Here is a 25,789-nt window from a genome sequence, read left to right as displayed (position 1 = left end):
CAGCCGGCATTTCGAGCCGCACAGCGATAATCGCCAATCGGTATTCTGACCGTTTATACTGGCTTGGTTATGGCCATCGTCAAAGACATCGCCGCCATTGCCAAAGGCATGGGTACGACATTCAAGGAGATGTTTCAGCCTACAGTGGTGGAGAATTATCCAGACGGCCCCGGCCCGCTCAGGGGAGCGGTTTTTCAGGAACGATACCGGGGAACGCACGTTTTGCAGCGGGATGAGAATGGGCTGGAGAAATGCGTAGCCTGCTTTCTCTGTGCGGCGGCATGTCCATCCAACTGCATTTATATTGAGGCGGGAGAGAATACTGCGGAGAAACGCATCAGTGGCGCGGAGCGCTACGCCAAGGTTTACAACATCGACTACAACCGCTGCATTTTCTGCGGATACTGCGTGGAGGCGTGTCCGACCGACGCCATAACTCACGGCCACGGCTTCGAGATTGCCACTTTCAATGCCAGCAATCTGGTTTATCGAAAGGAGCAAATGTTGGCACCTTTGCCGGCGCACCTGGGTTCGAATGCGGTTTTCAACACCCAGGATGTCGAGGAGAAGCAGAAGCCGGCGATAACCAGCTAGTTGTCGATCAGATGCTTTTTGGGAGGAATGGCCGGTCCGCAGGTGGACCGGCATTCGTTTATTTGCGAGGATTCTGTAAAGATCACATTTAGGAAATAACAGAGCGATGAGCGATTTCCTCAAGGCTGTCAACGAACGGGTGGTGATCTTCGACGGCGCTACGGGCACGTCGATTCAGCAGCGCCACCCATCGGTGGACGATTTCTGGGGAAAAGAGGGCTGTAACGAGCTGCTGGTATTAAGCCGCCCCGACATCATTCGCGACATCCACGCCAGTTTCTTTACGGTCGGCTGCGACGTTGTGGAGACCAATACTTTCGGGGCAACGCGAATTGTTCTTGGGGAATATCAGCTCCAGGACAGAGTAGCCGAGATCAACCGGGCGGCTGTCAAGCTGGCGCGGGAAGTAGCGGATGGCTTCTCATCCAATGGAAATCGGCGCTTTGTGGCGGGATCCGTTGGGCCCACAACAAAGCTGCCTTCGCTCGGACACATTACGTTCGACGATATGGTGGCAGCGTACGTGGAGCAGGCTGTGGCTCTGCTAGAAGGTGGTGTGGACTTGCTGCTGGTCGAAACCTGCCAGGATCTCTTACAAGCGAAGGCAGGCGTGGTGGCAATGTTCGACGCCATGGAGAAAGCCGGGAGGCGTGTTCCAGTGCAGGTCCAGGTAACACTGGAGGCGACGGGCACGATGCTGTTGGGGACGGAAATCGGCGCCGCACTAACCGCCCTGGAGCCCTACGATGTGGACATCATCGGCATGAATTGCGCCACCGGCCCGCGGGAGATGAACGATGCTGTCCGTCACTTGTCTCTCTATTCGCCCAAGCACATCTCGGTGCTTCCCAATGCCGGCTTGCCCCACAACGAAGGAGGGCACGCGGTTTACAAGCTCCAGCCAGCGGAATTGGCTGAGTTTCACCGGCACTTCGTCAAGGACTATGGAGTGCGCGTCGTAGGTGGCTGCTGCGGAACTACGGATAAACACTTGAGAGCCGTCGTGGAGGCAGTTTCGGGACTGGAACCTGCGCTTCGGGAGGTCAAGCTGGCGGGAGCCGCTTCCAGCGCTTACAGCTCGGTTCCACTTGATCTGGAGCCCAAGCCGCTGATCGTGGCCGAAGAAATGAACACCACCACGCGCATGGAGCATTTCCGTAACCTGGTGCGCGGCGGCAAGTACGACGACATTCTCGCGCTTGCCAAACACCTGGTAAACGATGGCTCCCACATGTTGGACGTGTGCTGCGCGATTGTGGGCGAAGATGAGAACGGTTACATGGACCGGGTGATGGAGAAGATCGCAACCCGGGTGCCGGCGCCGGTGTTGGTGGATTCCACTGAGGCCAATGTCATCGAGACCGCCCTCAAGCGGATGCCCGGCAAGGCCATCATTAACTCCATCAATCTGGAGGACGGTGAAAAGCGAACTGCCAAAGTCCTTCCAATGGCGAAGCGTTACGGGGCGGCCGTCATCGCACTCACCATCGATGAACAAGGCATGGCGCTGAGCGCTGATCGCAAGGTGGCCATTGCCAAACGCATCTTTGAACTTGCGACGACCAAATATGGCATTCGTGCTGTCGATCTGATCTTTGATGCGCTGACTCTTCCGATCTCCACCGGTCAGGAAGATTACCGCACAGCAGGGATCGAAACCTTGAATGCGGTGCGACGCATCAAGCAGGAACTGCCCGAGGTCAAGACAATCCTGGGAGTGAGCAACATTTCGTTCGGCTTGGCGGTTTATCCCCGGCGGGTCCTCAATAGCGTTTTCCTCGATGAAGCGGTTAAGAATGGCCTCGATATCGCCATCGTTAACTATTCAAAAATCTATCCGTTGTACAAAGTGCCTGAAGTAGAGGTTGAACTGGCGCGGAAGCTGATTTACCACGACACTTCTGACGGCGACCCGCTGCAGAAGTACATGCAACATTTCGCAGGCAAGGAAAAAGTTGAGGAAGGACCACAAACTCCAGTCGAGCAACTCACGCTTGAAGACAGGCTGAAGTTTTGCATTATCCACGGTGAAAAGAGCTTAGGTAACGGAAGCGGCAAGCAGACGCTAGAGGAAATTCTGGAAGAAGGACTGAAGAACTATAGTCCTCTGGATCTGATAAACAACGTACTTCTCGATGGCATGCGAACAGTGGGTGACCTGTTTGGCGCACGCAAGATGCAGCTACCGTCCGTCCTGGATTCGGCGGCGGTCATGAAGCAGGCCGTCAGTTACCTTGAACCCAAGATGGAGAAGACGGAGGGGGCGGAGAAGGGAATAATCGTGCTGGCCACGGTGAAAGGCGATGTCCACGATATCGGGAAGAACCTGGTGGACATAATTCTCAGCAATAACGGATACAAGGTGGTGAATCTGGGCATTAAGCAGCCGGCGGAGACGATCATCCACGCAGCCCGAGAGCATGATGCCGATGCCATCGGTCTCAGCGGTCTGCTGGTGAAGTCCACGCTGGAAATGAAATATGTGATCCAGGATTTGCAGTTACAGGGGCTGGATTATCCGGTGATCTGCGGCGGAGCTGCCCTTACCCGCAAGTATGTGGAAGACGACTTGCGGCGGGAGTATTCCGGTGCGGTCTTTTACGCCAATGATGCGTTTGACGGCCTGCACGTGATGGACGATCTAACTCAGTCAGAGGAGAAGCGGGCGGTTCGCCTGGGGGAAGGAAAGCGAGTCGTTGAATTCGCAAGATCGGCGGGGGTTGGGGTTTCCTCCGGATCAGTGGCAGTGGCCGAGGCTCCGCCGGCTACGCCTGCAGAACGTAGCCCTGCAGTCGGACCGGCGCCAAATATTCCGCAGCCGCCATTTTATGGAGTCCGGGTCAGGAAGGACTACGATCTGCGCCAGATCTTCGGCTACATCAATGAAACCGCGCTTTTCAAGAACCAATGGCAGTTAAAGACAGCATCGCAGGAGGACTACGCGCGTCTGGTTCAGGAGAAGTTCCGCGGCGTTCTCGCGGAAGTTCAAGCAGAAGTGATAGAGAAAGCGTGGTACGAACCCAAGGCGGTTTATGGGTTCTTTCCCTGTCAGAGCGAAGGTAACGACGTCATCGTGTACGACCCGGAATTTCATGGCTCACCGCCGGGCCGCGAGCTGCTGCGCTTCACGTTTCCACGTCAGCGCGAGGGACGCCGCCTGTGCATCTCCGATTTCTTTCTACCGCGTGGTTCCGCACAGATGGATGTACTGGGGATGTCGCTGGTGACGATCGGCCGGAGAGCGTCGGACGAGACACAGAAATTGTTTCAATCAGGCGAGTACACGCGATATCTCTACCATCATGGACTGAGCGTGGAGACCGCCGAGGCGCTGGCGGAGTATGTCCACAAGCAGATTCGGGAAGAGCTGGGAATTGCGGGCGAGGATTCGCCTCGTGTTAACGATCTGTTCCACCAGAAATATCGCGGGTCACGGTACTCATTCGGATATCCCGCGTGTCCTAACCTCGAAGATCAGACCAAGCTCTTTCAATTGCTGAAGCCGGAGGAAAATGTAGGCGTGCGGCTGACGAGTGGATTCTTGCTCGACCCGGAACAATCAACTTCAGCGATCATCGTCCATCATCCCGCGGCGAAGTATTTCGTAGCGTAGGAAGAGCAGCAGTCAGCGTTCAGCAATCAGCAAATGCAGATCCCTCGCGGCGAACGCCGCTGGTGATGACAATCCGGGCGCGTCTATCGGCCGGCCATGAACTCAGCGGAGGATCGATAACACCTGGCACATGCGGAGCAATTGCTGGCGCTCGGCTTCGCTGGGATTGAGAAATTCGACTCCGTAGCCATATCCCTGCCGGTTGCGGACCAGACCGCGCAATCGCAGGGGGTCGCTGGAATAAGGCAGGGTGAACTCCAGGTCGATGACATCATTTGGTTTCAGCTCGATGGCAGCAACCAGGAATAGCCCGCCCTCGCCGATATCGTCGGCGCGCCCGTAGAGGACGGTTTTGTTGGGACCGAGGCCGGCAAAAATCTTGACCCGACAATCGATCTGGTAACGAGACCAGCGGCGATCGGGATGGCCATGCTCCTCGATATTCCACTCCTGCAGACAGGGTACGCTTCCACTCTAAAAGGGGGAGTTCGCTTGTGTTGGAAGTTCAATTGACTTTAAGTACGAGCCCTGTCTCTGTCAACAGCGAGTTGTGCCGGCTGCTTGTCAAAGTGAAAAGGGTTTTCAATCAGGAATGGGGCAGGAAGGGGGCAAGTGCACAGATGCCCATTGTGCCTCAAGCCGTTATTTTTTCAGGATGGGATTGTATCCGTCGCTCACCAGGCGGGCTCGGATGGCCTCTGCATCTTTTATGTCAGAAAAGGGGCCGATTTGTACATGGAACAACTTGTCCGCGCCTGCACCGGGGGAGACAAACACCGTGTAATGTTTGTTACGTAGCGCCCCGACCAGCGCCTCGGCGTCTTCCTGCTTGGTCACGGCAGCAACCTGCACGAGATATCCGCTGGCGGCAGCCACCGGCGGCGGGGCCGTGGCCTGATTGGAATCGGACTCACCTTTCGGTTCTGGAGCGGCTGCCAAGACGGTAGACGGATCAGCTGCCTGCGGGCTTTTTGTCACTGCCGCAGGGGTGGCATTATCAGCGGCGGGCGAACTCTCGGCGATTTTCGTGGCGGCATTGGCTGACGCTTTGGGCGCTCCAGACGACGGAAGCGTAGATGCGGGATTATCTGTGAGCATCAGTGTCGATTTGGCGGAGCTGCGTCCCATAGAGAAGCCCAAGCCGAAAAAGGCTCCGCAAACGATGACAAGGCCGAAAAACAGGCCCAGGAGTCTTACCGTGCCTAGGGTGATTTCTGTGTCCTGTTCTCCCATAATCTCCTTAGTTCTCCTTTACCTGCCCGGCTGCGCAGGCGCTTGCCCAACTTGCCCGACGGCCTTGGTGAGCCCGTGAATGATGTCGACCGGCAGGGGAAATACGATAGTGGTGTTCTTTTCCACTCCGATCTCGGTAAGCGTCTGCAGGTAACGCAACTGGATGGTTACCGGTTCCTGCGCGAGCAAGCGAGCTGCATCCACCAGGCGTTGCGCGGCCGAGAATTCGCCCTCGGCATGAATGATTTTGGAACGTTTTTCGCGTTCTGCCTCGGCCTGGCGGGCCATGGCGCGGAGCATCGAATCCGGCAGGTCCACCTGCTTTACTTCGACGTTGGCCACTTTGACCCCCCAGGGATCGGTGTGCTGGTCCAGAATGCTCTGTAGCCGCAAGTTGATCTTTTCACGGTGGGCCAGGAGTTCGTCCAGATCCACTTCGCCCAGCACCGAACGTAACGTGGTCTGGGCAAACTGCGAGGTCTGGTACACATAGTTGGAGACCTCATTTACCGCCCGGCGGGGATCAATGACGCGCAGGAAGATCACTGCATTTACCTTTAGGGTGACGTTGTCGCGGGTAATGATGTCTTGTGGCGGAACCTCAAGAGCCTCCTGCCGAAGCGAAATCCGCACCATGCGATCCACGGGAGCGAAAACGAGGATCAGTCCGGGCCCCTTGGCGTGTGCGAGCAAGCGGCCGAGTCGGAAAATCACACCCCGCTCATACTCCGCCAGGATTTTGATTGAACTCAGCAGATAGATGAAGACGATGACCGCAGCGACAAATCCAAAACTGATAGGCATAAGGAACTCCGTTCGCAAAAGCAGCCCTGTTGGCGGATTGTATCGCAGGCGTGTGTGGCTCGAACGACAATGCACCACGCGCGGCAACAAAATGGGAAAGGGGGGCGGGACAAGAGAGCTGGCTCTCACTATCGATCCTGTTGGCAGTAGAATAATCGGTTCGATCAGGATTCCAGCTGTCGAACCCAGCGGCAGGACGGCCAGTGACTGCCGGAACGGCCGCTCGTGATACAAAAGAACAAACTGATGCCAAGCGAAGAGCCCAGTCATCTTTCAGAGCTGCGCAGCATTTGCACACAAGCCCCCTGCCGTGTCGACCTGGCGGGAGGGACTCTGGATCTCTGGCCGTTATACCTGTTCCACCCTGGGGCGGTGACTGTAAATTTTGCAGTCAACATCATGACTTCGTGCAAGATTACTCCGCTGCCAGGCAAGAGCATTCATCTGCGCTCACTGGATACCAAGAAGGAAGATCGCTTTGAGAACCTGGATAGCCTTCGCCGCGCCCGGCAGTTGAAGCACGCTCTAGCTGCCAGTCTGGTGCGATTATTCGCGCCTGAGGACGGTTTCTTGCTGGAGACCAATTCGGAATCCCCCGCCGGAGGAGGAATTGCCGGTTCCTCTGCCCTGATGATTGCGACTGCGGCGGCGCTGAGCAGACTTTGTAGCCGCAGGCTTTCTCTGGAAGAGATGCGAGTGCTGGCACAGAATGTGGAAGCGCAGTTGATCGGCGTGCCTACGGGCTGCCAGGATTACTACCCTGCCCTCTATGGGGGAGTCAGTGCGGTGCACCTGGAACCGCAAGGAATCCGCCGTGAAGCCCTGCCGGTTGCTTCCGAAGAGATCGATGCGCGCTTTATGCTGGTCTACACAGGGGAACCCCGCCGCTCGGGCATCAATAACTGGCAGGTATTCAAGTCACATGTAGATGGCAACAAGAACGTCATTAAGAATTTCCAGCACCTGGCTGAGCTCTCCCGGGCCATGCGTCCGGCACTGGCCGAGGGGCAATGGGATGAGGTGGCACGGCTATTGCGGGAAGAGTGGAAGCTTCGGCGCAGCAATTACAGCGGCATCTCCACCGCCTTGATCGATCGCCTGATTGCGGTGGCGGCCAAAACCGGCGGTCGTGCGGCCAAGGTTTGTGGAGCGGGCGGCGGTGGTTGTGTGATCTTCATGGTCAAGGATGGCGCAAAAGAACGAGTGGCCGAAGCGCTCAAAGTGAACGGGGGACACGTGCTGCCTTGCCGGGTTGCCCCAGACGGCCTCGCCACCAATATCAGCAAAACGCGGCCGCAAACTGCGATGGTATGACCTTGTTTCTCGGCGACGATGGACGCCTGCGCAGCGGCTGGCGTTTTCTCATCTCGCTGGCGGTCTTCTTCGCCGCCAACTGGCTGGCTGCCTGGCTCATCCTCTTCAGCGCAGCTTTTTCCGCAAACAATGAACGGCTCTTCGATGCTTTTTTCCGCCCTACGCTCGCGTTGCTGTTGCTGCTTTCCTACAGCGCTATGCTGGTCGTCCTTGATCGGGTGAAAGGACATCCTGTCCGTGCCCTGGGTTTGGGCGCCAGTAATGCTTTGCATGATAGCTTTCTCGGAATCGCGGTTGGATTCGTGATGAGCCTCATGGCGGTTCTGCTTCAGGCCATAATCCAACGAGGTCATCTGGGCTATTCTCCAGTTCTTAATCGCCAAACGCTCAAGTTAGCAACGGCTGTGGTCTGGATTCTGGTCACAGGCGCGTTGGCAGAGGAGTTGACGTTCCGGGGATACCCCTTTCAGCGTTTAGTGGAAGGCTTGGGGCCAGCTGGGGCAATTCTGGTGTCTTCACTGCTGTTCGGCAGCGTGCATCTTGGGAATCCGCATGTTTCATTTCTAGGAGCGGCCAACACTGCCCTTATCGGTGTAGTTTTGTCCTTGGCATACTTGCGTACCCAGGGTCTGTGGCTGCCCTGGGGAATTCACTTCAGCTGGAACGCGGCTCTGGGGCTTGTCTTTGGCCTTCCGGTGAGCGGTCTTACGGATTTTGCTGTGATTGGAGTGGGACGAGTCGCCGGGCCTCAATGGCTGACGGGCGGTAGCTACGGACCGGAAGGAGGGGTGCTGGCCACAATCGCCATTTTTATTGGTCTGTTGTTTGTACTCTATTGCATTCGCCAGCGGCCCCTTCCGGTGATCGAGATCCGTCCTCTGTTGGAAAATACTGACGCCATGCCGCCCGTTGCGCCCTAGACCAGGCTTATAATCGCTGAAGGGATTTGGGGTACATCATGACCGGCCAGCGCACCTTGTTTCTGCTCCTGGCGCTCTTCGCCTTTGGCGGCTCCTCCGTTGCCGATTCCAAGCCTGCACCAACTTCTGATTCCAAGCCTGCACCACCTCCTAAAGACGCTCCACATATTTCGAATGAAGGCCGGGTCACGCTAATTCGATCTCTGAGTGCCGAGCAGGTGTTCGTGCGCAAACCCTTTCCCATGGGAAGGAAAGGGCTGACCATTAAAGATGGCACGGTCTCACCCAATGATGCCGAGTTGCAAATGATGACGGCAGCCTACGGTCCAGCAGCCAAGCCGGGTGACCGAGCCCGCATCACGCTGGTCAAGTTCAAGTCCAAGAGCATCGTCTTTGAGATCAACGGTGGGCCTGAGCGCAAGAAGAAATGGTATGAGCACATAGAGGTTGACGGACCCATGGGGTCGGCGAGCCCGGGCACACCCACTGAAAATACGAATCCACGCGGTTCGTTTGTAGAGTTGTTATTCGACAACTATGTGCCTGAAATGACGCCTACCCAGGTGAAAGATATGCTCAGCCCGGTGCTCGATTTCCACTCGCAGTCGGCGGTTGAGGCTTACTTGGATACGATTCCGCCAAAGGCCAAAGAGGCCATCAAGAATCATCAGGTGCTGGTCGGGATGAACCGCGAGATGGTGGTTTACTCCAAAGGACGCCCGCCGCAGAAGACGCGCGAGAAGGATGGCGACTCGGAATACGAAGAGTGGATTTATGGTGTCCCTCCGGAGGATGTGGAGTTTGTTCGTTTTGTTGGCGATGAAGTGGTGCGGGTTGAGGTGATGAAGGTAGACGGCAAGAAGATGGTACGCACGGAAAAGGAGGTTGTGCTGCAACCGACTGCCACCGTCGCCAAGAAGCAGGAAGAAGAGCCGCAGCCTCGTCCCGCCGGCGCTCCCTCATTGCGCCGTCCTGGGGAAGAGGCAGAAGGTCAGCCCGACACCGTGCCAGGTCGCCTTCCTGGTCCTCCCGTGCCGCGGGATCCGCGAGATGTGCCCAGCGCCGATCCTCCTGGCGCGCCGGGAGGCCAGCCTGCTCCACCCCACGTGCCTCCCAACTAAAGTGACCCCCAAGGTGATCGAGCGCGGAGAAGCGATCTCATAAAACCGAGGGAGTAAACTTCCGTTTCCCTCAGGGGCGAAAAGCCTGGGATTCATGCGGCTCTGGACGACGCCGCGAAAGCCGTGCCCATTCAAAATCGATTTATGAGACAGGTTCTGAGTCTTGAGCCCCTGATTGCGGGTTGCTCGCTGCTCATTGCTGATTCTGTAGCCGCCCTTTTACACTAACCTTGTGAAGGTCGCTCTGGGACAGATCAACACCACGATCGGGGATTTCCGGGGTAACACCGACAAGATTATCAGCTACGCTCGTGAGGCTGAAGAAGCGGGCGCAGGACTGATTCTTTTCCCTGAGTTGGCGATTTGCGGGTATCCCCCACGCGACCTAGTGGAACGGCCCAGTTTTTTGGCTCGCAACCTGGAGGCCCTGCAGGAGATTCAGACGCAGATCCAGGGGATCACGGTGATCTGCGGCCTGGTGACGCCCGCCACAACAGAGACCGGTAAGCGAGTCTTGAATTCGGCTGCAGTAGTTCAAGACGGCAGGGTAGTACTCACGCAATCCAAAATGCTGTTGCCTACCTATGATGTTTTTGATGAATCGCGCAATTTCGCCCCAGCCGCCAGCCAGAAACTGCTGTCATTCTGCGGCAGGCGTGTGGCGCTCACCATCTGTGAGGATGCGTGGAATGACAAGAGCTTCTGGAGCCGTCCTCTGTACGGGGTCGATCCGGTGGAAGCGTTAATGCGCGAAGGGGGGAATTTCCTGCTCAACATTTCCGCCTCGCCCTTTAACATCGGCAAGCGCGAACTGCGGCAAAAGATACTGACCGCAATTGCCACACGTCACCGGGTGCCAGTAGCAGTAGTGAATCTTGTGGGCGGGAACGACAGCCTGATTTTCGATGGCTCGAGTCTGGTGATCGCCCCGGATGGCCAGATTGTTGCGCAGGCCAAATCCTTTGAAGAAGATCTGGTCTTATTCGACTCCAATTCTCTCCAGGGCGAGATTCACGAGCAGATCAAAGGCGAGGAAGGGACTGTGTATGCTGCCTTGGTCCTCGGGACTCGCGACTATGTACGCAAATGCGGGTTCGAGCGGGTAATCATCGGTCTGAGTGGGGGTATTGATTCTGCCTTAACCGCCACGATTGCGGTAGACGCTTTGGGGAGGGATAACGTCATCGGCGTTGGCATGCCGAGCGACTATTCGTCGCAGGGCAGCATAGACGATGCCCGGGCATTGGCTGCGAACCTGGGCATACGCTTTGAGCTCATTCCGATTGCAGACATTTTTTACACTTATCTAAGTTCCTTGCAGCCGGTTTTTGAAGGCAGAGGGCCGGATGTGACAGAGGAGAATATTCAATCGCGAATTCGTGGAGCCTTGCTGATGGCGCTCTCCAATAAGTTTGGCGCTCTTGTCATCAGTACTGGAAACAAATCGGAACTGGCCGTGGGCTACTGCACTCTCTACGGGGACATGGTAGGAGGTTTGGCCGCCATCTCCGATGTACCAAAGACACTGGTGTATCGACTGGCGAATTACGTCAACTCCCGGCAGCCCGTGATCCCCCGCGCCTCGATCGAGAAGCCACCTTCCGCAGAGCTAAGGCCCGACCAGAAGGACACAGACGTCCTGCCGCCATACGAGGTCCTGGATCCGATTCTCGAGGACTATATTGAGGAGCACAGGACAGCAGAAGAAATCGCGTCAGAACGAAAGCTCGACACGAGTGTCGTGGGGCGGGTTATTTGTATGGTGGACCATGCGGAATACAAGCGGCAGCAAGCAGCCGTGGGATTGAAAGTGACGGAGAAGGCGTTCGGTATGGGTCGCCGTTATCCAATAGCTGCCAAATACGACTTCTAAAACGATGGAAAGGAACCAATGCGCTCAGTCATTCTTTCAATCCTGGTCTGTTTAATTACCGCCAGCGTTTCGGCACAAAACAAGAGTAGCTCCAAGGCTGCCGCTCCTGCGGCGGCTCCGCATCCGCCGTCAACGCTCACGAAAGAAACGGTGGAATCCTTTCTTCACCATATGTTCGGATACGATCAGAATCTGCGGATTGAAGTCGTGGATATCAAGGCCGCCCCCGATCCCTCGCTTTATGAAGTGGATGCCCGCGCGACGACCCCCCAGGGCCAGCAAGCTCTGAAACTCTATGTGACCCCGGATCAGAAGTACGCTTTGTATGCCGACATGATGCCCTTCGGCGCCGATCCCTTTCTTGCCGCGCGGGAACTTCTCAAAGCCAAAATGAATGGGCCGGGGCGTGGTCCTGCGGATGCTTCGGTCACGATTGTAGAATTTGGTGATTTGCAGTGTCCCGCCTGCAAGCGGGCTCAGCCGATCATACAGAAGCTGCTTGCCGAAACCCCGAACTCGCGACTGGTGTTCCAGCAATTTCCCCTGACCCAAATCCACAAATGGGCGCTTACTGCCGCTAAGTATTCCGAGTGTGTTGCGCGGCAGAGCAACGACAGCTTCTGGAAATACGTCGATACGGTTTATGACCGGCAGGACGAAATCGCGCGCCTTAACGAAAATGAGGTGGAAGGACGCCTGAAGCAGTTGGTCAGCGAGACCGGCCTGAACCCGGACACGATTGCCACCTGCACCTCTGATCCTAAGGTGGCAGAACGAATCTATGCCTCGCAGGCGTTGGGAAATGAATTGGAAGTGACCGCGACGCCCACGATCTTTATCAATGGCCGCAAGATCGCGAACGTGGCGGGAACGCCTTTTGAAGTGCTGAAGCAGATCACGATCTTTCAGGCGCAATCAGGATCGGAAAAGGCGCAACTTCAGCCAAGCCGCTAGCCGTCTGGCGGACTCATCTCGACGCCGTAGGGAGCCAGATTTCGGCTTTCTGGTTCGGTGTGTCTGCCCGAGATACAATTCGCGGAACGATTACAACCATCAGTTCGTCAGTATCGTGCTCCAGGTTATGAAGTGTGGTTGCCTGGCTGATGAGCGGCACATGATGAAGGCCTGGAACTCCCTGTAGGTTTCTCTGTTCGCTTTGAGTGAGAATTCCGGCTACAAAGCCGGGTTCGCCGTTTTTCAGGCTGAGGTTGCCCACATATTCCCGATTAGAGAGCACCGGTATTCCATTTACGGTTTGTGCGGTGACAGCTCTGACTTGAAGCTCCAGCTTCAGACTCACGTCATCGGGAGAAATGCTAAGCGGTGTTGCCTTCACCGTGATTCCGATGTCTTCGTAATTGAAGGAGGGGAATGGAGGAATAAAGGTCTGATTGGCAAGCACCTGCGAAACCTGGGCACTATTGAAGATGGGCGCGAAGCTGGTATTGAGAATGGGGATGCGGCTGCCGATCCTCATGGTGGCTGCGTTACCCAGGGAAGCCCGCAAACTGAGGCGCTGCAGGTCTCTTACGGTGGACTCATTCAGTTGCACTTGAATCGATGCCGGCGGAAAGGGAATGGCAAATCTGGTTAGGCCACCTCCAAACGTGGCAAAGGGAGTGTTTAATAGGGGATTCTGAGATTGGCTCTGCGCTTGAGCAAGCAACGCCTGAATGGCAGCGGAATTAGCCTGGTTGATCCCACCGGAATTGAACAACTGATTTATAAGGTCTGACGTCTGAGGATTTTCTAAAAGGGCAAGCACCGAGGACGGCAGGTTTATGACCTGCCACTGCAACGGCAAGTTCACTCCCAATTGCTCCGTAAGCGTGTGACTGATCTGGAAAGCCTGCAGGTCCAGCATTACTTCCGGCTTGGGGCGGGTCAACAGGGGTAGCAATTTTTCTGCAGCTTCGACTGTGGACTGTGAGGCTCGGATGCTCAGGCTGGAATTCTCGGATGCCGTCTGAATCAGCCGCAGGTTCAATACCGAGCGCAGTGCAGTAGCGATTTCCTGCAGCTCTTGCGGAGTGGTTGAACTGCTCAGATAAAACGTCTGCAGCACCATGCGATCAAACAGCCGGTGCTGCTCTGGTGTATCGTCAGCGAACAAGACCTCTTTAGCCGATACGGGAAACCAAAGCACTTTGGAGAGCTTGCTCGCCGCATCCATGGCAGTGTTGAAGCCGACGTCTTCCAGATCAAACTGCACAATGGCTCGGGTTCGCACTGAGTCATCGAAGACCGGCTTGATGCCGAAGGCATTGCAGATTTGCTGCAGAAGATCTCGCGAGGATCCTCGAAAATGGATGGTCAAGCGCTCGGAACTCGGCGCCAGGACGATCGGTTGAGCTTCCGAGAAGGCGTCGGGAACGGTTCCCTTATTCGCATCCGAGGCGCCAGCCGACGGCGGCATGGCATCGAGTACGCGCTGCTTGGCCAGGTCGTTGTCTGGATCCAGCCTTAAGGCAGCCTGCAGTTCGGTTAGCGCATCGGCTCGTTTGCCTGCGGTCAGCAGTTCTCCTGCACGGTCGATGTGCCGCGACACAAGTTCCTGCTTGATTGTCTCCCGGGTGGTGAGGTATTCCAGATTGCGCGGAACCAGGCGAACAACCTCGTCCATCGCCTGCAGGGCATCCTCCAGGTTCCCTTCTTTCTGTAGCTTTTGCGCGTGCTCCAAAGCCCGATGCGCCTGTTTCAGGTCCTTCTTCGAGATGCCACAAGTAGCGTTGGCAGAACAATTTTGGGGATTGGCAGCAGTCTTCTCGGCTGACAGCGAGGTGGCGAGCAGAAGGATTATGCCGAGGAGGGTCCGCATAGGCCCGGAGATTCTACCCTGAACTGCCTCCTTATGCGCGGGCGAACTGGGCGGGAAGCAAAACTAAAGGAAGTTACCAAGCAAAAAAGGCCGCCCCGCGGGGCGGCCCAGGTTTCGGCCAGATTCAGAATCCACTGGCACAGCCGACACACACCAGGGTGCCGGGGTTGGTTATGCTGGGGAAGAAGAATTCTTCCACCGGAGTGAGTTCACAGATCGCATCAAGAGCGCAGACTTCCACATTATCGAAATATCGCCCCTGGATATACTGGGTGGGAATGGGACCAGAGAAGTTCGCGTACTCACCTTTGTGGACGGTGAAGTATGCCTTGCCCCAGTCGTCCACGTCATCGCAGGTAATGCGCGTCAGGCTTGTAAACGAGTCATATATACAGACCTCGCCTACATCGACCGGGAAACCGCAAATGCTCTTCGTTTTGGTGGTTACGTTAAACGATTCAGTACCGTTTACGTTTGCGACCGAGGGGCTGATGGTGGTCTTTGTGTACAAGCAGACTCCATCATCGACCGCGAGCGCAGCTCCTGAGAGGCATAACAGCAGGAGCACAATTCCAATAGCCAGACAAACTCGTTTCATTTTCCCCCTCCTCGATGTCTTCGCACAAAGCAATACGTTTCAGGTCAACTTCCGCTGCGGCAGCCCGGGGGCTGGAAGCTAGGTTGAGTCCGTTTCTCCAATCGCCTGGGCCGACCGATACGGTTCGTAGTAGTAGCATGCTGGCAACTCTCACATGGCCCTAGTTAAAAGCCGCTGGCGCAGCCTACGCACACCAGGGTGCCGGGATTGGTGATGCTGGGATAGAAGAAATACTTCACACCTTCCCAGACGACGTCCTCCTCATCAAAGAACCGACCCTGGATGTACTGCGTGGGAATGGAGCCAGAAAAGTTCACGTACTCACCTTTGTGGACGGTGAAGTATGCCTTGCCCCAATCGTCCAGCTCCTCACAATCGATTTGAGTCAGGCTAGTGAACGAATCGTAAATGCAAGCGACTCCTTCATAGATCGGGAAGCCGCATACGCTTTTCGTCAGAGTGGTGACGTCAAATGATTCTTTGCCGTTTACGTTCGCGACCGACGGGCTGATCTTGGTCTTGGTATACAGGCAATACTCAGGCAATTGCGCGCATGCGATTCCCACCAGACCAAACAGCAGCAGCACGACTCCAGAAACCAGAGCAAGCTTCCTCATGTGTTTTCTCCTCGGTATATTCATGAACATCGGCGTAATTTCGCCATGCGAATTGATCCAACCCTCGCGTGGGGAGAGCGCGGGCTTGGAGATCGTTGTTTGTAGTTCGCACACCACCGAGCGCACGAAGTGACGCGTTGGGGTGGACAGGATCTCTTGGGTCCCAAGTGCCTGGGGTTCGGCCGGAGATGCTTCGATAGCCCTAGCCTGGGTTGTTTCTCTTACACCCAGACGCTTACTGGAGCTTCAAGGGGTCTGTTGCATGACGGGGAGACTGGTCTCACTGTGCCACGGCACAACAACTGATGGCATCAGCCGCCCATGAGCATACTGGCAACAGAAATGTTGTCAAGATGCGACGGTCAGGAAAAACTGACTAGCAAACCGGGCTAGTCGGATTCTATGCAGTCAGATGCAAGGAATTGCACAGAATCCGCATAGAGTCTTCACTGCAAGAACTGCAAGAGATTACTTTTTCGGCGCTTTCTAGGAATTCGGCTTTTGCTTCGAGTCTTGACGCAACGGGATGCTCTCCGCGGCGGCCAGCAGCAAGTTCGCTTTAGCCACTGGAGTGTTCAGGTGGTCGATATAAGCGACGGTGAGCTCTGGCTCTAATTTCATGCCGACGTTCACCAGACGCATGAGGGGTCTCCAGCCGATTACTTGTTCGGCGCGGGCATCCTCCTCAGCTCGAGTAATCTGGTCAGCGAGATCGAACGCCCGGCCCATGCTTTGTCGCAACAGAACCATGTTCTTGATCGCGGCTGCGGCTTCGGCCTCGGAAATCACGAGATGCAATTGTTCTTCCTTATCTTTGACTGTAGCGGTCAACTTATCGGCTTGCTCCAGCGTTCGGGTGGCCTGCTGCGGATCTACGGCAGCAAACGCGCTGGCAACTGTTGACAGGGCTTGCGCCTTGGCGGCGGGATCGGTGAGATCCTGGCTCAGGCTGAGGGCCTTGTTGGGATCCGACTGTGCCGTGCGTTGGATGTTAAGCATGGCATCGTCTCCCGAACTGCGAGCAGGGGTTCCGGTCATCCACATCGGCACTCCGCCTGGCGGGGTGGGCTGCAGCGACTGGGCAACAAAAGGACGAGCTTGCTTCACCTTCTCCAGTGCCTCGGGATCAAGCTTGCTGAGTACGGGAGCCAGTTGTACAAGGGCGAGATCGGCCGGGTTTTGGTGGACTTTCTGATCCTTGGTTGCATCCGAAGAATTTTGAAATTCCAGATCGGAGTCGGCCGCACTGGCCACGAGGTTGTTGGCTGACGTATGTAAAGCGGAGCGAAGGAAATCCGCCGGCAGCCACTGCCAGGTCGACATGATCATGTCCGCAAAATCCAGGTCGCCGGCCAGCGAGCGCGTGCTGGACTCATAGTAACTGAAAGCCTGCCGGCAGATTCGCAGCACCGTAGCCTCCCGCGCCGGGTCTTTACGCGGCACGCTCGCACCCGGCGGCAGTCCGCTGCGATGGGGCTTTCCGTCCGGTGCATTCGCACCTTTAGGCGGTGGCGCATCGGTTATCAAATCCTTGTCATCTTTGGCCGACTTAGGGTCCTGCCCGGATTGAACTGCGACCTGGCCCATAGCCGAATATGGATACGCATCTTCACTGCCCAGCCGCACCGCTTCTTTTTCGATTGTCGGCAATGCGGCTGCTCCATCTTTGTTGAGCAAAGCGGGGAACAATATCTGAGCCGCCATAGTGCGAGGATCGCGACTGGCCTTAGTGGAGGTGGAAGCGGGCAGACTGCGGAAAATCTCCAATGCTCCTTCAACATCACGCGGGGCCAGGTTCACTACCACTCCTGCTTGCGACGCTGCCCTCTCATCGGGATCTGGCAAGTCATTGCTGGCCTCCAGCAATTCGTTGGCCCAGGCTCGCGCCAAAGAGGGATCCAGGCGGGCAGCCGCCCTCACCTGCCGCTGCAAAGTGTTCAACCGGTCGCGAAGCGGGAGTTGCTCGCCGATGGCGTGGCTGCGTTGCAACAGATCTATCGCCTGTGTGCGTGGTGGCGCTTCCCGGCGCTGAACGCCTGACTTCGCTTTGGAGCCGGGGATGGCATTACTCGTCGGGGGGGGAGCAGAGTCGTTCTGCTCTGCGCTTCGAACAGCACCCTGAGTCGCAGGTTTGTCTTGCCCCGTCGCAAGCGCTCCATAAAGGAAGACGACAGTGAAGCACACTAGAACCGGAGGCGCGCTTTTCATGAATGAACTCGCGGATCTGACTTAGCGTTCCAGCTACGAGCCGAATGACTTTGGAGCGGGAACTGCCGATTGGGGGAGGATCAACAGCCGTAGCTTAGCTTGCTGGCGCTCGCCATTCAACTACCGATTTGCAGATCTTGAGAAGGCGGGCGAGAACTGGAGTACTAGGTACGAAGTGGCGGGTCGTTTTCTGCGATCATAATTCGCTGGATCGACCGCGCTCGTCCGGTACTCTCGTCGCAGTCGATTACCACCCCGGCAAATTTTACGTCGCCGGTGGCCGGCTCCCAGCGCGCGGGCAAGTTGGTGAGAAAACGCTGAATCACCAGTTCCTTCTGCACTCCAATAATGCTGTCGTAGGGACCAGTCATCCCCACATCGGTCTGGTAAGCCGTGCCTTTGGGCAGCACGCGTTCATCCGCGGTGGGGATGTGGGTGTGTGTACCCAAAACGGCAGTAACACGCCCGTCCAAATACCAGCCTAGAGCTATCTTCTCGGATGTAGCTTCGGCATGCATGTCGACCAGCACCACCTTGGCTGTGTTCGTCTTCAGAAGATCGTCGGCCACCCGGAAGGGATCATCGTTGTTCGCCATGAATACCCGTCCTTGCAGGTTCATCACGGCATAGGGGACGCCGTTCGATGCTTTGCCTTCGTAAAACCCGCGTCCGGGAGTGCCTGCAGGGTAGTTGGCGGGTCGGAGAAGGCGCCGAGCCGGATGTCCATTCACCGCCAAATTCATGTAGTCCATGATTTCGCGCTTGTCCCACACATGGTTGCCAGTGGTTAAGACGCTGATGCCTTGCTCGAACAACTCCTCGGCGATCCCAGGCGTGATGCCAAAACCGCCGGCGGCATTCTCGGCATTGGCGATGATGAGGTCGGCGCGGTAATGGGCCACAACTTCCGAGAGCCGCTGCTGCACGATGGTGCGGCCCGGCCGTCCAAAAATGTCACCAATGAAGAGAATGCGCAATCAGGTTCCCTCGTGGCTGCAAGCCCAAACAATCGATGGTAGCACGTGGGGTGAGAAGTAAGATCGAGAGATCGGGTGAAGAAAGGTCGGGAGAGCGGAAGAGGGAGGACGAAGCAGGTCTCTCAACGCGCACTGGGATCGCCTGCAGGCGATCCCAGTGCTTGGTCGGGATGACAATTGGGAGGGAATTGTACGCTGCGGCTGGAGCCGCTGCCTTGCAAAACTGTTCTGTCGAGGCTGCGCCTCGACCTGAACGGACGAGACGCCCGTTGCCACGCACGAAATGGCCCACTCAGGCCAGCAGAGGTCTTGAGTGTTTCATTCGGCCGGCTATTGCTGCAGTTGGGCGTGGAGCAGGAAATCGTAGTTGCCGGCAGGACTGATTTCGACGTTCGTCACGCGCGGTGAATGGACCGCCACATTGTCGTAATACCATAGACTGATGTAAGGAAGATCTTCGGCGAGGATGCGCTGGATCTCGCCGTAAGCCTGAATGCGTTTCGTCGGGTCTACTTCACTGCGCCCCTGCGCGATTAACTGGTCCACGCGTGGATTCGAATAGTAGTTGCGATTGGCGCCTCGAGGCGGAGTGTGGTCCGAGTCAAACACGTATTCAAAAATGTCTGGATCGTCGTTCCCACCAATCCATCGCAGGGAATAGATCTGGAAAGCTCCCTTGGTGACGTCGGAAAAGAAAGTAGCGAATTCATAGCTGCGGATGTCCAGAGCAATTCCCACATCCCGCAATTGTCGTTGCAGCACGGCTGCGAGAAGACGGGTGCTCTCCTCGGTGGAAGTCTTCATCGCAAGATGAAAGCGCACGCCATTAACCGCCCGATATCCGGCTGCATCCAGCAACTGGCGGGCGCGCGCTGGATCGAAGGGATATTGCTCGGTCTGCGGATCATAGGCCCATGACTCTGGCGGAAGAATGCTGCTGGCTGGTCGCGCCAGGTCGCGCCAAATATATTGGATCATGGGACGGCGGTCGATAGCGTAAGCCAGCGCACGGCGCACCCGCACATCCTTCAGAATCGGATCACGCAGATTCATCGTAAGATAACTCAGAATAGTTCCCGGACGCCGCATTACCTCCAGCTGCGGATTTTTCTCGATCGTCGCAACCATGTCAGCGGTCAGAGAGTTGAGGGCCACATCTGCACTTCCTTTGCGCAATTCCAGCGCTCGCGTGGTGGTGTCCGGCACTACCAGAAATTGAACGCGCTGCAGGTTCGGCTTTTCGCCCCAGTAGCGGTCGTTGCGCTCAATTACGACGTCTTTATCCTGTTCAGCGCGCACAAACCGGAAGGGTCCCGAGCCAATCGGCATCTGAGTCAGCTCGCCCTTACTCCCATAGGGGACGATCCCAATCGCGCCGTTCGAAACATTCCACAACAGGCTGGCCCAGGGTTGCTTGAGGTGGAAGATGACGGTGGCATCGTCCGGGGTATCGATGCGATCCAAGTAACGGAACGTGCCCGTCTTGGTTGTGCGCAGCGTGCCGTTGGTGAGCGAGTCGAAGGTCCACTTCACGTCACGCGCGGTCAAGGGACGCCCATCGTGAAAGGTGACGCCGCGCTGGAGGTGAAAAACGTAGGTCTGGGGATCGGGAATTTCCCAGCTCTTTGCCAGCCAGGGATGCAAGGCGAAATGCTCATCACGATGCACCAGGGCATCGAACAGTAACTCGTCAATGCGTTCCGATTGCGCATCGATGCCTACCCTTGGATCCAGATTCGTCGGGCTGCTCTCGATGATCATCACCAGCGAGTTGGAGGGGGGATGCTCGGCGCAGGAGAGCAAGAGCAAGCAGGCGAGGAGAAGTGCGGTGACAGAAACCCATTCCCACTCAAGCCAAAAGAGGGCTTGAGTGGGACACCCGTGCACACACCGGCTGCCAGACGCGGAAAGCGCGAGGTCCTTCGCCTCTGGCCTGCAACCACCCCAGCAAGCCAAAAGCGGGTTGGCTGGGGACCCCGGGCTCGGCCGTCGCTCAGAATGACAGTTGAAGGTTACAGAGGCACGGTGATGTGGCCGACGAAGCGTCATGGCCAGGACATCTTGCCCAGCACCACGGGTTTCTGTGCTCCAGTTGCAGTGGGTATATTTGAAGGCAGGCGCCGCCACGTCTGATATGCCAGGAGGGCGAATGCTGCCGCTTCTTTAGCTTCGGCAGGCAGCCCGTAATCGTCAGTGGTCTGAAGGCGTAAGCCCGGAAGAGCTTCGGCAAGCATTCGCATCAGGGTTGGATTCCTGGCGCCTCCGCCCGAGACGATGAAGTCTTTGTAGGGGAGGCGCCGGTTCACCAGCTTTATTCCAGGGAGGAAACTTCGCACCGCGAACGCGATTGAATGCGCGGTCAGCGCGGTCGCGGTTGCTACCACGTCTTCTTTGGCAACTCTCCCACAGAGGCGAACAAACATTGTGGCAAACTCCCGGCCGAACTCCTCCCGCCCAGCGGTCTTGGGCGGCTTGCGGCGGAAGAACGGCAGGGCCAGAGTTTCGTCCACCACCCGCTCGAGGACGCGTCCTTTGGCCGCGATCCGACCATTGCGATCGAATGGTTTTCCAAACAGCCGATCGGTGACCGCGTCGATCACCATGTTGCCGGGGCCGGTGTCGAAAGCAAGCACGTCTTGCGGAGTGGAACGCGCGGGAATCGCCGTCAGATTCGCGATTCCGCCAAGATTCTGCAAAATTCTTCCTCTGCGGCGATGGTGATACAACACATAATCGAGGAAGGGAACGAGCGGCGCACCCTTGCCCCCGACCGCCATATCAGCCGGACGAAAATCCGAGACGACCGGCGCTCCCACTCGTGCCGCTATCACCGCACCTTCGCCCGTCTGCCAGGTCACGGCCAGCTTACGTCCTAGAAAACTTGCGGCTTCGCCCTGGTGATAGAGAGTCTGCCCATGACATCCCACTAGCTCCACTGCGATCCGTGCTTTGCGGGATGTTGAAAGAATCGCGTCCGAATACAACTCGCCCAACAGAAAATTCAGCCGTGCCAACTCGGCCACCCTGGCCTGGGCGTTCATAAGGGAGAGAATGGTGCGGCGCACCGCAGGAGGGAAGGGGTAGTTTGCGTGTTCCAGGAGCTCCAAGCGAGTGCGGAACCCTCTGCCAAGCAGCCGCATCAAAGCGACATTGATTCCGTCAGCCGAGGTGCCGCTCATCACTCCGGCAACGATCACGCCTCACACCTGGGTCGCGATCCTGGGGGCTTCGGCATCCAGGCGCACCTCTTCGCTAAACTCCCATACCGCCCGACGAAGCTGGTCCAGGGTCTTCTGCTCGGGCTTGCGGGGTGGACGCATTTTGAGCTCTGGCGATCGTTTCTTCACTGACAGGATGCGCTTCGAGGCAGTCCTGACCAGTTCCCGGAAGCGACGATCCGTCTCCGCGGTTTTCAGCACCGCTCCGTGGCAGCGCCATACCAGCTCTTCTTTGTGGCAGACCAAAAAGATGTCTGAACCGGCTCGCACCGTCTCGACCGCAGCTTCCTCGATCGAGGCTGCCGCCTGCACGCCGCCCATTTCCAGATCGTCGGCAGCGATCAGCCCTTTATATCCAATTTTCTTGCGGAGAATGTCGGTGATCCATTTCCGGGAGATCGAAGCTGGTGTTCCGTTCTTAGTGATTCCCGGGTATGCAGCGTGCGCGACCATAACGAATGGCAACTCGTGTACCAGCGTGCGGTAGGGATAGAGGTCTTCCTCCCATAGGCGCTTCCAAGGCTTCACAATCTTCGGCATGGCGTGGTGCGTATCCAGGCTTGCCTCGCCTAGCCCTGGAAAATGCTTTCCACTTCCCAGGATGCCTACATCTTTCAATCCTTTCAGCAACTCGCGGGCGTACACCACGACCTTTCTTGGATCCGCAGATACGGTACGCGTGGTGAGAACCTGCTTGGAGGCTTCCAGGCCGAGATCCAATACGGGAGCGAAGTCGGTGTTGAATCCGAACGCCCGGCATTCCCGTCCGAGTAGCTGACCGTGCTTGCGGAACAACTGCCGATTGCCCGCCGCCGTTACTTCATTTACTGAGGGTGCGGGGGCAATCAGGTCGCGGAAGCGGTCGACAGCGCCACCCTCCAGGTCGACACACAAAAAGGAGGGAGTGGAAATGGACTTACGGCACTCCTGTACGAGGCTATAGGTCTGGTCTGCGCTATCAATGTTTCGCCGGAAGAGGATCACGCCACCCGGCTGCAGGCTGCTGAGCATGGTACGCAGGCGCGCTCCCATCTCGAGCCCGTCAAATCCCATGATCAGCATCTGTCCAACCTGCTGCTGAAGCTCTAAAGAGGATTTCTGCACCATTGAGGATTGTCCCGAAGGGCCTTTCTTGCGCTCGCGCCAGTCGATTATTCGATTTGCTTTTTCAGCGCATGCAACAGATTCAAAGCTTCCAGTGGCGTGAGCTGGTCGAGATTTGTCTCGCGCAGCCTGTCCACTATCTTCTGCGATAGAGGCGTGAAAATGGTTAACTGGATGGGTTCAGGCGATTGCTCCTCGTGAGCCAGATGGTTGCTCAGCCGTTGCTCGGCAGCTTCGTGTTCGGCCAACACTTCCCGCGCTCGCACTACGACATCGTGAGGCAGCCCTGCCAATTTGGCCACTTCGATACCGTAGCTTTTATCCGCTGCTCCAGGCTGTACCTTGCGCAGAAACACGATTCCTCCTGCGCTTTCTTTTACTCCGACGTGATAATTCTTTACTCCCGAAAGCCTCTCCGCCAGTTCCGTTAGTTCATGGTAGTGAGTGGCAAACAGCGTCTTGGCGCGTGTGCGCGTGTGAATGTATTCCACGGCCGCCCAAGCGATCGCCAGGCCGTCGTAGGTGGCTGTGCCCCGGCCAATTTCGTCGAGCAGGATCAGGGACCTTGGGGTGGCGGTGTTGAGAATAGCCGCCGTTTCCATCATCTCCACCATGAACGTGGAGCGCCCGCGGGCAAGATTGTCGCTGGCCCCGATGCGCGTGAAAATGCGATCCACTACGCCTAATCGCACTCGCTTCGCCGGCACAAACGATCCCATCTGGGCCATGATTACGATCAAGGCAGTCTGTCGCAGATAGGTGGATTTGCCGCCCATGTTTGGACCAGTCAGCAGCAGGATGGCTTGAGTCGTAGTATTTAGAAACAAGTCATTGGGGACGAATCGTTCAGCTACTCCGTAGAGTTCCTGTATTTCGACTACGGGATGCCTGCCATCAACGATCTCCAGCTCTCCGTTGTTTTCAAACTGCGGCCGGCAATAATTTCTTTGCGCGGCAAGGTGCGCCATCGAGGTCAGCACATCAATCTCGGCTAGCGCCAGGGCGCTTTGCCGGATGCGCTTCGCCTGCCCGGCTACCGCAGCCCGCAGATCTGCGAAGATTTGCCGCTCGATCTCGACGATCTTCTCCTGTGCATCCAGAATCCTGGCCTCGTACTCTTTGAGCTCGGGGGTGGTGAAGCGCTCGGCATTGACCAGCGTCTGTTTGCGCTCGTAGTCCGCGGGAGCCAGGTGAAGATTAGCCTTGGAAATCTCGATGTAATACCCGAAGACGGAGTTGAACTTCACCTTCAGGGAGGCGATGCCAGTACGTCGCCGCTCGCGCTCCTCGATCTGAGCCAGGTACTGCTTACTGTTTCGACTGAGGGCGCGCAGCTCATCCAACTCGGTACTTACCCCATCCCGAATCACACCGCCATCGGCAAACGTCAGCGGTGGCTCGGGAACAATGCTCAGGTCGATGCGCTGCCGCAAGTCTTGCAGGTCATCCAGCGACTCAAGCTTCTCGCGCAGGCGAGCCGCGACAAACTGACTAAGCGCCGCTTTCACCGGAGGGATCTTTGCCAACGAGGCTGCCAGGGCCAGCACATCGCGCGGGTTGGCGGTCTCCAGCGTGACTCGGCTTAGCAGCCGCTCGATGTCGAAAATGCCATCCAGCGACCGTCGCAGCTCCTCCCGGCCCATCAATCGAGAACTTAGCTCTTCCACCGCATCGAGGCGGGCGTTGATCTCCTGCACATCAATCGATGGGCGCAGCATCCAGGCGCGCAGCAGTCGCTTGCCCATTGGAGTCAGGGTAGAGTCGAGAGCGCGAAATAGTGTGACCGCTTCCCCCGATCCGGCAAACAGGGGTTCGATCAGTTCGAGGTTGCGGACGGTAACAGAATCCAGCACCAGGCAGTCCTGGCGCTCGTAGAAGCCGATACGGTCAACGTGGTCGAGGCATCCGCGCTGCGTGCTGCGCACATAATGGAGAACGGCTCCCGCTGCCGTAGCCGCAGAGGACTTGGCGGCCAGACCAAAGCCCTCCAGTGACATCACTCCAAAATGGTTTTCGACCAGCGGCACGGCGTAATCAGGTGCGAACACCCAATCCTCCAGCGGAGTCAGCGCCCAGGCGGCGCTCGATGGAAGAGCCGTTGCAGCGCCCTGGACAGCGATTTCGGATGCAGCAACCGCGGAAACTCCACGAACCTCAAACAAGGGCAATGAAGAGGCGTAGAGTACTTCCCGCGGGCGCAACTGCTCCATCTCCTCCCAGATCCGGCGCTCGGCGGTCTCGCCAGCAAATTCTGTTGCCCGGAACTCGCCTGTGGAGAGATCCAGCGCCGCAAAGCCAACTATCTTTCCGCTCTTTCCCTGGATACTGGCGATGGCAGCCAAGAAGTTGTTTTCTTCGGAAATGAGAGAAGAATCCGCAGTCCCGGGAGTGACGACACGGGTCACCTCGCGGCGCACCAGCTTTTTTGTCAGCTTGGGATTCTCGGTCTGCTCGCAAATTGCCACCTTGTAGCCTTTGCGGATCAGCTTGGCGATGTATCCCTCGGCGCTGTGATAGGGGACGCCACACATGGGAACGCCCTTTTCCTTGTTACGGGAGGTTAAGGTGATCTGCAGCTCTCGTGAGGCGACTACCGCATCATCGAAAAACAATTCATAGAAGTCACCTAGCCGGAAAAACAACAGGGCATTCGGATGTTGTTTTTTAATCGCCGTGTACTGTCGCATCAGGGGCGTGCTTGGCTCATTGGGGGCAGGCGGCGGGTGGGGAGACTGCGGAGTGGGGAAATCGGTCATTTCACCGCAAAACTGGGCGGA

The 25,789-nt window shown here is 57.0% G+C and carries 18 protein-coding genes; 7 read left to right on the top strand and 11 right to left on the bottom strand.

Annotation, left to right across the window (positions count from 1 at the left end; translation table 11 throughout):
• Positions 1-69 precede the first annotated feature (69 nt).
• Positions 70-594, top strand: a complete 525-nt coding sequence (gene nuoI, locus VEG30_11255) for an NADH-quinone oxidoreductase subunit NuoI (GenBank protein ID HXZ80499.1) — start codon at positions 70-72, stop codon at positions 592-594.
• A 106-nt stretch (positions 595-700) separates the two neighbouring features.
• Positions 701-4,207 (top strand): methionine synthase, encoded by a 3,507-nt coding sequence (gene metH / locus VEG30_11250; protein ID HXZ80498.1) that lies wholly within the window; start codon positions 701-703, stop codon positions 4,205-4,207.
• 642 nt (positions 4,208-4,849) lie between these two features.
• Here the strand turns inward: metH and VEG30_11245 are convergent.
• Positions 4,850-5,440, bottom strand: a complete 591-nt coding sequence (locus VEG30_11245) for an SPOR domain-containing protein (GenBank protein ID HXZ80497.1) — start codon at positions 5,438-5,440, stop codon at positions 4,850-4,852.
• Positions 5,441-5,458: 18 nt separating this feature from the next.
• Positions 5,459-6,244: a slipin family protein gene (locus VEG30_11240; protein HXZ80496.1), complete on the bottom strand. Its 786-nt coding sequence runs from the start codon at positions 6,242-6,244 to the stop codon at positions 5,459-5,461.
• A 246-nt stretch (positions 6,245-6,490) separates the two neighbouring features.
• On the opposite strand from VEG30_11240, the gene VEG30_11235 reads away from it, so the two are divergent.
• From VEG30_11235 to VEG30_11215, 5 genes are all read left to right on the top strand, one after another.
• Positions 6,491-7,558, top strand: coding sequence for a hypothetical protein (locus VEG30_11235; GenBank protein ID HXZ80495.1), 1,068 nt, complete (start codon positions 6,491-6,493; stop codon positions 7,556-7,558).
• Positions 7,555-8,478 carry a type II CAAX endopeptidase family protein gene (locus tag VEG30_11230; protein HXZ80494.1) on the top strand — a complete coding sequence of 308 codons (924 nt, stop codon included), beginning with the start codon at positions 7,555-7,557 and terminating at the stop codon, positions 8,476-8,478. The genes VEG30_11235 and VEG30_11230 overlap by 4 nt, the downstream gene beginning before the upstream one ends.
• A gap of 38 nt (positions 8,479-8,516) precedes the next feature.
• Positions 8,517-9,599, top strand: coding sequence for a hypothetical protein (locus VEG30_11225; protein ID HXZ80493.1), 1,083 nt, complete (start codon positions 8,517-8,519; stop codon positions 9,597-9,599).
• 232 nt (positions 9,600-9,831) lie between these two features.
• Entirely contained in the window at positions 9,832-11,472 is a 1,641-nt protein-coding gene (locus tag VEG30_11220; GenBank protein ID HXZ80492.1) for an NAD+ synthase, read from the top strand.
• A gap of 18 nt (positions 11,473-11,490) precedes the next feature.
• A complete protein-coding gene (locus VEG30_11215; GenBank protein HXZ80491.1) occupies positions 11,491-12,426 on the top strand; it encodes a DsbA family protein in 936 nt (311 codons plus the stop codon).
• Positions 12,427-12,439: 13 nt separating this feature from the next.
• Here the strand turns inward: VEG30_11215 and VEG30_11210 are convergent, their stop codons facing one another.
• The 9 genes from VEG30_11210 to mutS form a co-directional block, all read right to left on the bottom strand.
• Positions 12,440-14,290 carry a hypothetical protein gene (locus tag VEG30_11210; GenBank protein ID HXZ80490.1) on the bottom strand — a complete coding sequence of 617 codons (1,851 nt, stop codon included), beginning with the start codon at positions 14,288-14,290 and terminating at the stop codon, positions 12,440-12,442.
• Between the two features lie 124 nt (positions 14,291-14,414).
• Positions 14,415-14,888, bottom strand: a complete 474-nt coding sequence (locus VEG30_11205) for a hypothetical protein (GenBank protein HXZ80489.1) — start codon at positions 14,886-14,888, stop codon at positions 14,415-14,417.
• Between the two features lie 164 nt (positions 14,889-15,052).
• Positions 15,053-15,505 carry a hypothetical protein gene (locus tag VEG30_11200; protein ID HXZ80488.1) on the bottom strand — a complete coding sequence of 151 codons (453 nt, stop codon included), beginning with the start codon at positions 15,503-15,505 and terminating at the stop codon, positions 15,053-15,055.
• Between the two features lie 486 nt (positions 15,506-15,991).
• Entirely contained in the window at positions 15,992-17,713 is a 1,722-nt protein-coding gene (locus VEG30_11195) for a hypothetical protein (GenBank protein HXZ80487.1), read from the bottom strand.
• Between the two features lie 164 nt (positions 17,714-17,877).
• Entirely contained in the window at positions 17,878-18,690 is an 813-nt protein-coding gene (locus VEG30_11190; protein HXZ80486.1) for a TIGR00282 family metallophosphoesterase, read from the bottom strand.
• Between the two features lie 330 nt (positions 18,691-19,020).
• Positions 19,021-20,493: an ABC transporter substrate-binding protein gene (locus VEG30_11185; GenBank protein ID HXZ80485.1), complete on the bottom strand. Its 1,473-nt coding sequence runs from the start codon at positions 20,491-20,493 to the stop codon at positions 19,021-19,023.
• A gap of 242 nt (positions 20,494-20,735) precedes the next feature.
• Positions 20,736-21,887 (bottom strand): anhydro-N-acetylmuramic acid kinase, encoded by a 1,152-nt coding sequence (locus tag VEG30_11180; GenBank protein HXZ80484.1) that lies wholly within the window; start codon positions 21,885-21,887, stop codon positions 20,736-20,738.
• 3 nt (positions 21,888-21,890) lie between these two features.
• Complete coding sequence (nagZ, locus tag VEG30_11175) at positions 21,891-23,015, bottom strand: beta-N-acetylhexosaminidase (protein ID HXZ80483.1); 1,125 nt, start codon at positions 23,013-23,015, stop codon at positions 21,891-21,893.
• Positions 23,016-23,059: 44 nt separating this feature from the next.
• Positions 23,060-25,699 carry a DNA mismatch repair protein MutS gene (gene mutS, locus VEG30_11170; GenBank protein ID HXZ80482.1) on the bottom strand — a complete coding sequence of 880 codons (2,640 nt, stop codon included), beginning with the start codon at positions 25,697-25,699 and terminating at the stop codon, positions 23,060-23,062.
• Positions 25,700-25,789: the final 90 nt, after the last annotated feature.

This window comes from Terriglobales bacterium (assembly GCA_035624455.1).
Taxonomy (GTDB): domain Bacteria; phylum Acidobacteriota; class Terriglobia; order Terriglobales; family Acidobacteriaceae; genus DASPRM01.
The sequence above is the reverse complement of the archived record's forward strand: the minus strand, read 5'-3'. Positions and strand labels throughout refer to the sequence as shown.

Excerpts from the sequence above, each read along its gene's own strand:
- nagZ (HXZ80483.1), bottom strand. The coding sequence starts at position 23,015 with ATGGTGCAGAAATCCTCTTTAGAGCTTCAGCAGCAGGTTGGACAGATG.
- VEG30_11245 (HXZ80497.1), bottom strand. The coding sequence starts at position 5,440 with ATGGGAGAACAGGACACAGAAATCACCCTAGGCACGGTAAGACTCCTG.
- VEG30_11230 (HXZ80494.1), top strand. The coding sequence starts at position 7,555 with ATGACCTTGTTTCTCGGCGACGATGGACGCCTGCGCAGCGGCTGGCGT.
- VEG30_11215 (HXZ80491.1), top strand. The coding sequence starts at position 11,491 with ATGCGCTCAGTCATTCTTTCAATCCTGGTCTGTTTAATTACCGCCAGC.
- VEG30_11225 (HXZ80493.1), top strand. The coding sequence starts at position 8,517 with ATGACCGGCCAGCGCACCTTGTTTCTGCTCCTGGCGCTCTTCGCCTTT.
- VEG30_11200 (HXZ80488.1), bottom strand. The coding sequence starts at position 15,505 with ATGAGGAAGCTTGCTCTGGTTTCTGGAGTCGTGCTGCTGCTGTTTGGT.
- metH (HXZ80498.1), top strand. The coding sequence starts at position 701 with ATGAGCGATTTCCTCAAGGCTGTCAACGAACGGGTGGTGATCTTCGAC.
- VEG30_11205 (HXZ80489.1), bottom strand. The coding sequence starts at position 14,888 with ATGAAACGAGTTTGTCTGGCTATTGGAATTGTGCTCCTGCTGTTATGC.
- nuoI (HXZ80499.1), top strand. The coding sequence starts at position 70 with ATGGCCATCGTCAAAGACATCGCCGCCATTGCCAAAGGCATGGGTACG.
- VEG30_11210 (HXZ80490.1), bottom strand. The coding sequence starts at position 14,290 with ATGCGGACCCTCCTCGGCATAATCCTTCTGCTCGCCACCTCGCTGTCA.
- VEG30_11240 (HXZ80496.1), bottom strand. The coding sequence starts at position 6,244 with ATGCCTATCAGTTTTGGATTTGTCGCTGCGGTCATCGTCTTCATCTAT.
- VEG30_11195 (HXZ80487.1), bottom strand. The coding sequence starts at position 17,713 with ATGAAAAGCGCGCCTCCGGTTCTAGTGTGCTTCACTGTCGTCTTCCTT.
- mutS (HXZ80482.1), bottom strand. The coding sequence starts at position 25,699 with ATGCGACAGTACACGGCGATTAAAAAACAACATCCGAATGCCCTGTTG.
- VEG30_11235 (HXZ80495.1), top strand. The coding sequence starts at position 6,491 with ATGCCAAGCGAAGAGCCCAGTCATCTTTCAGAGCTGCGCAGCATTTGC.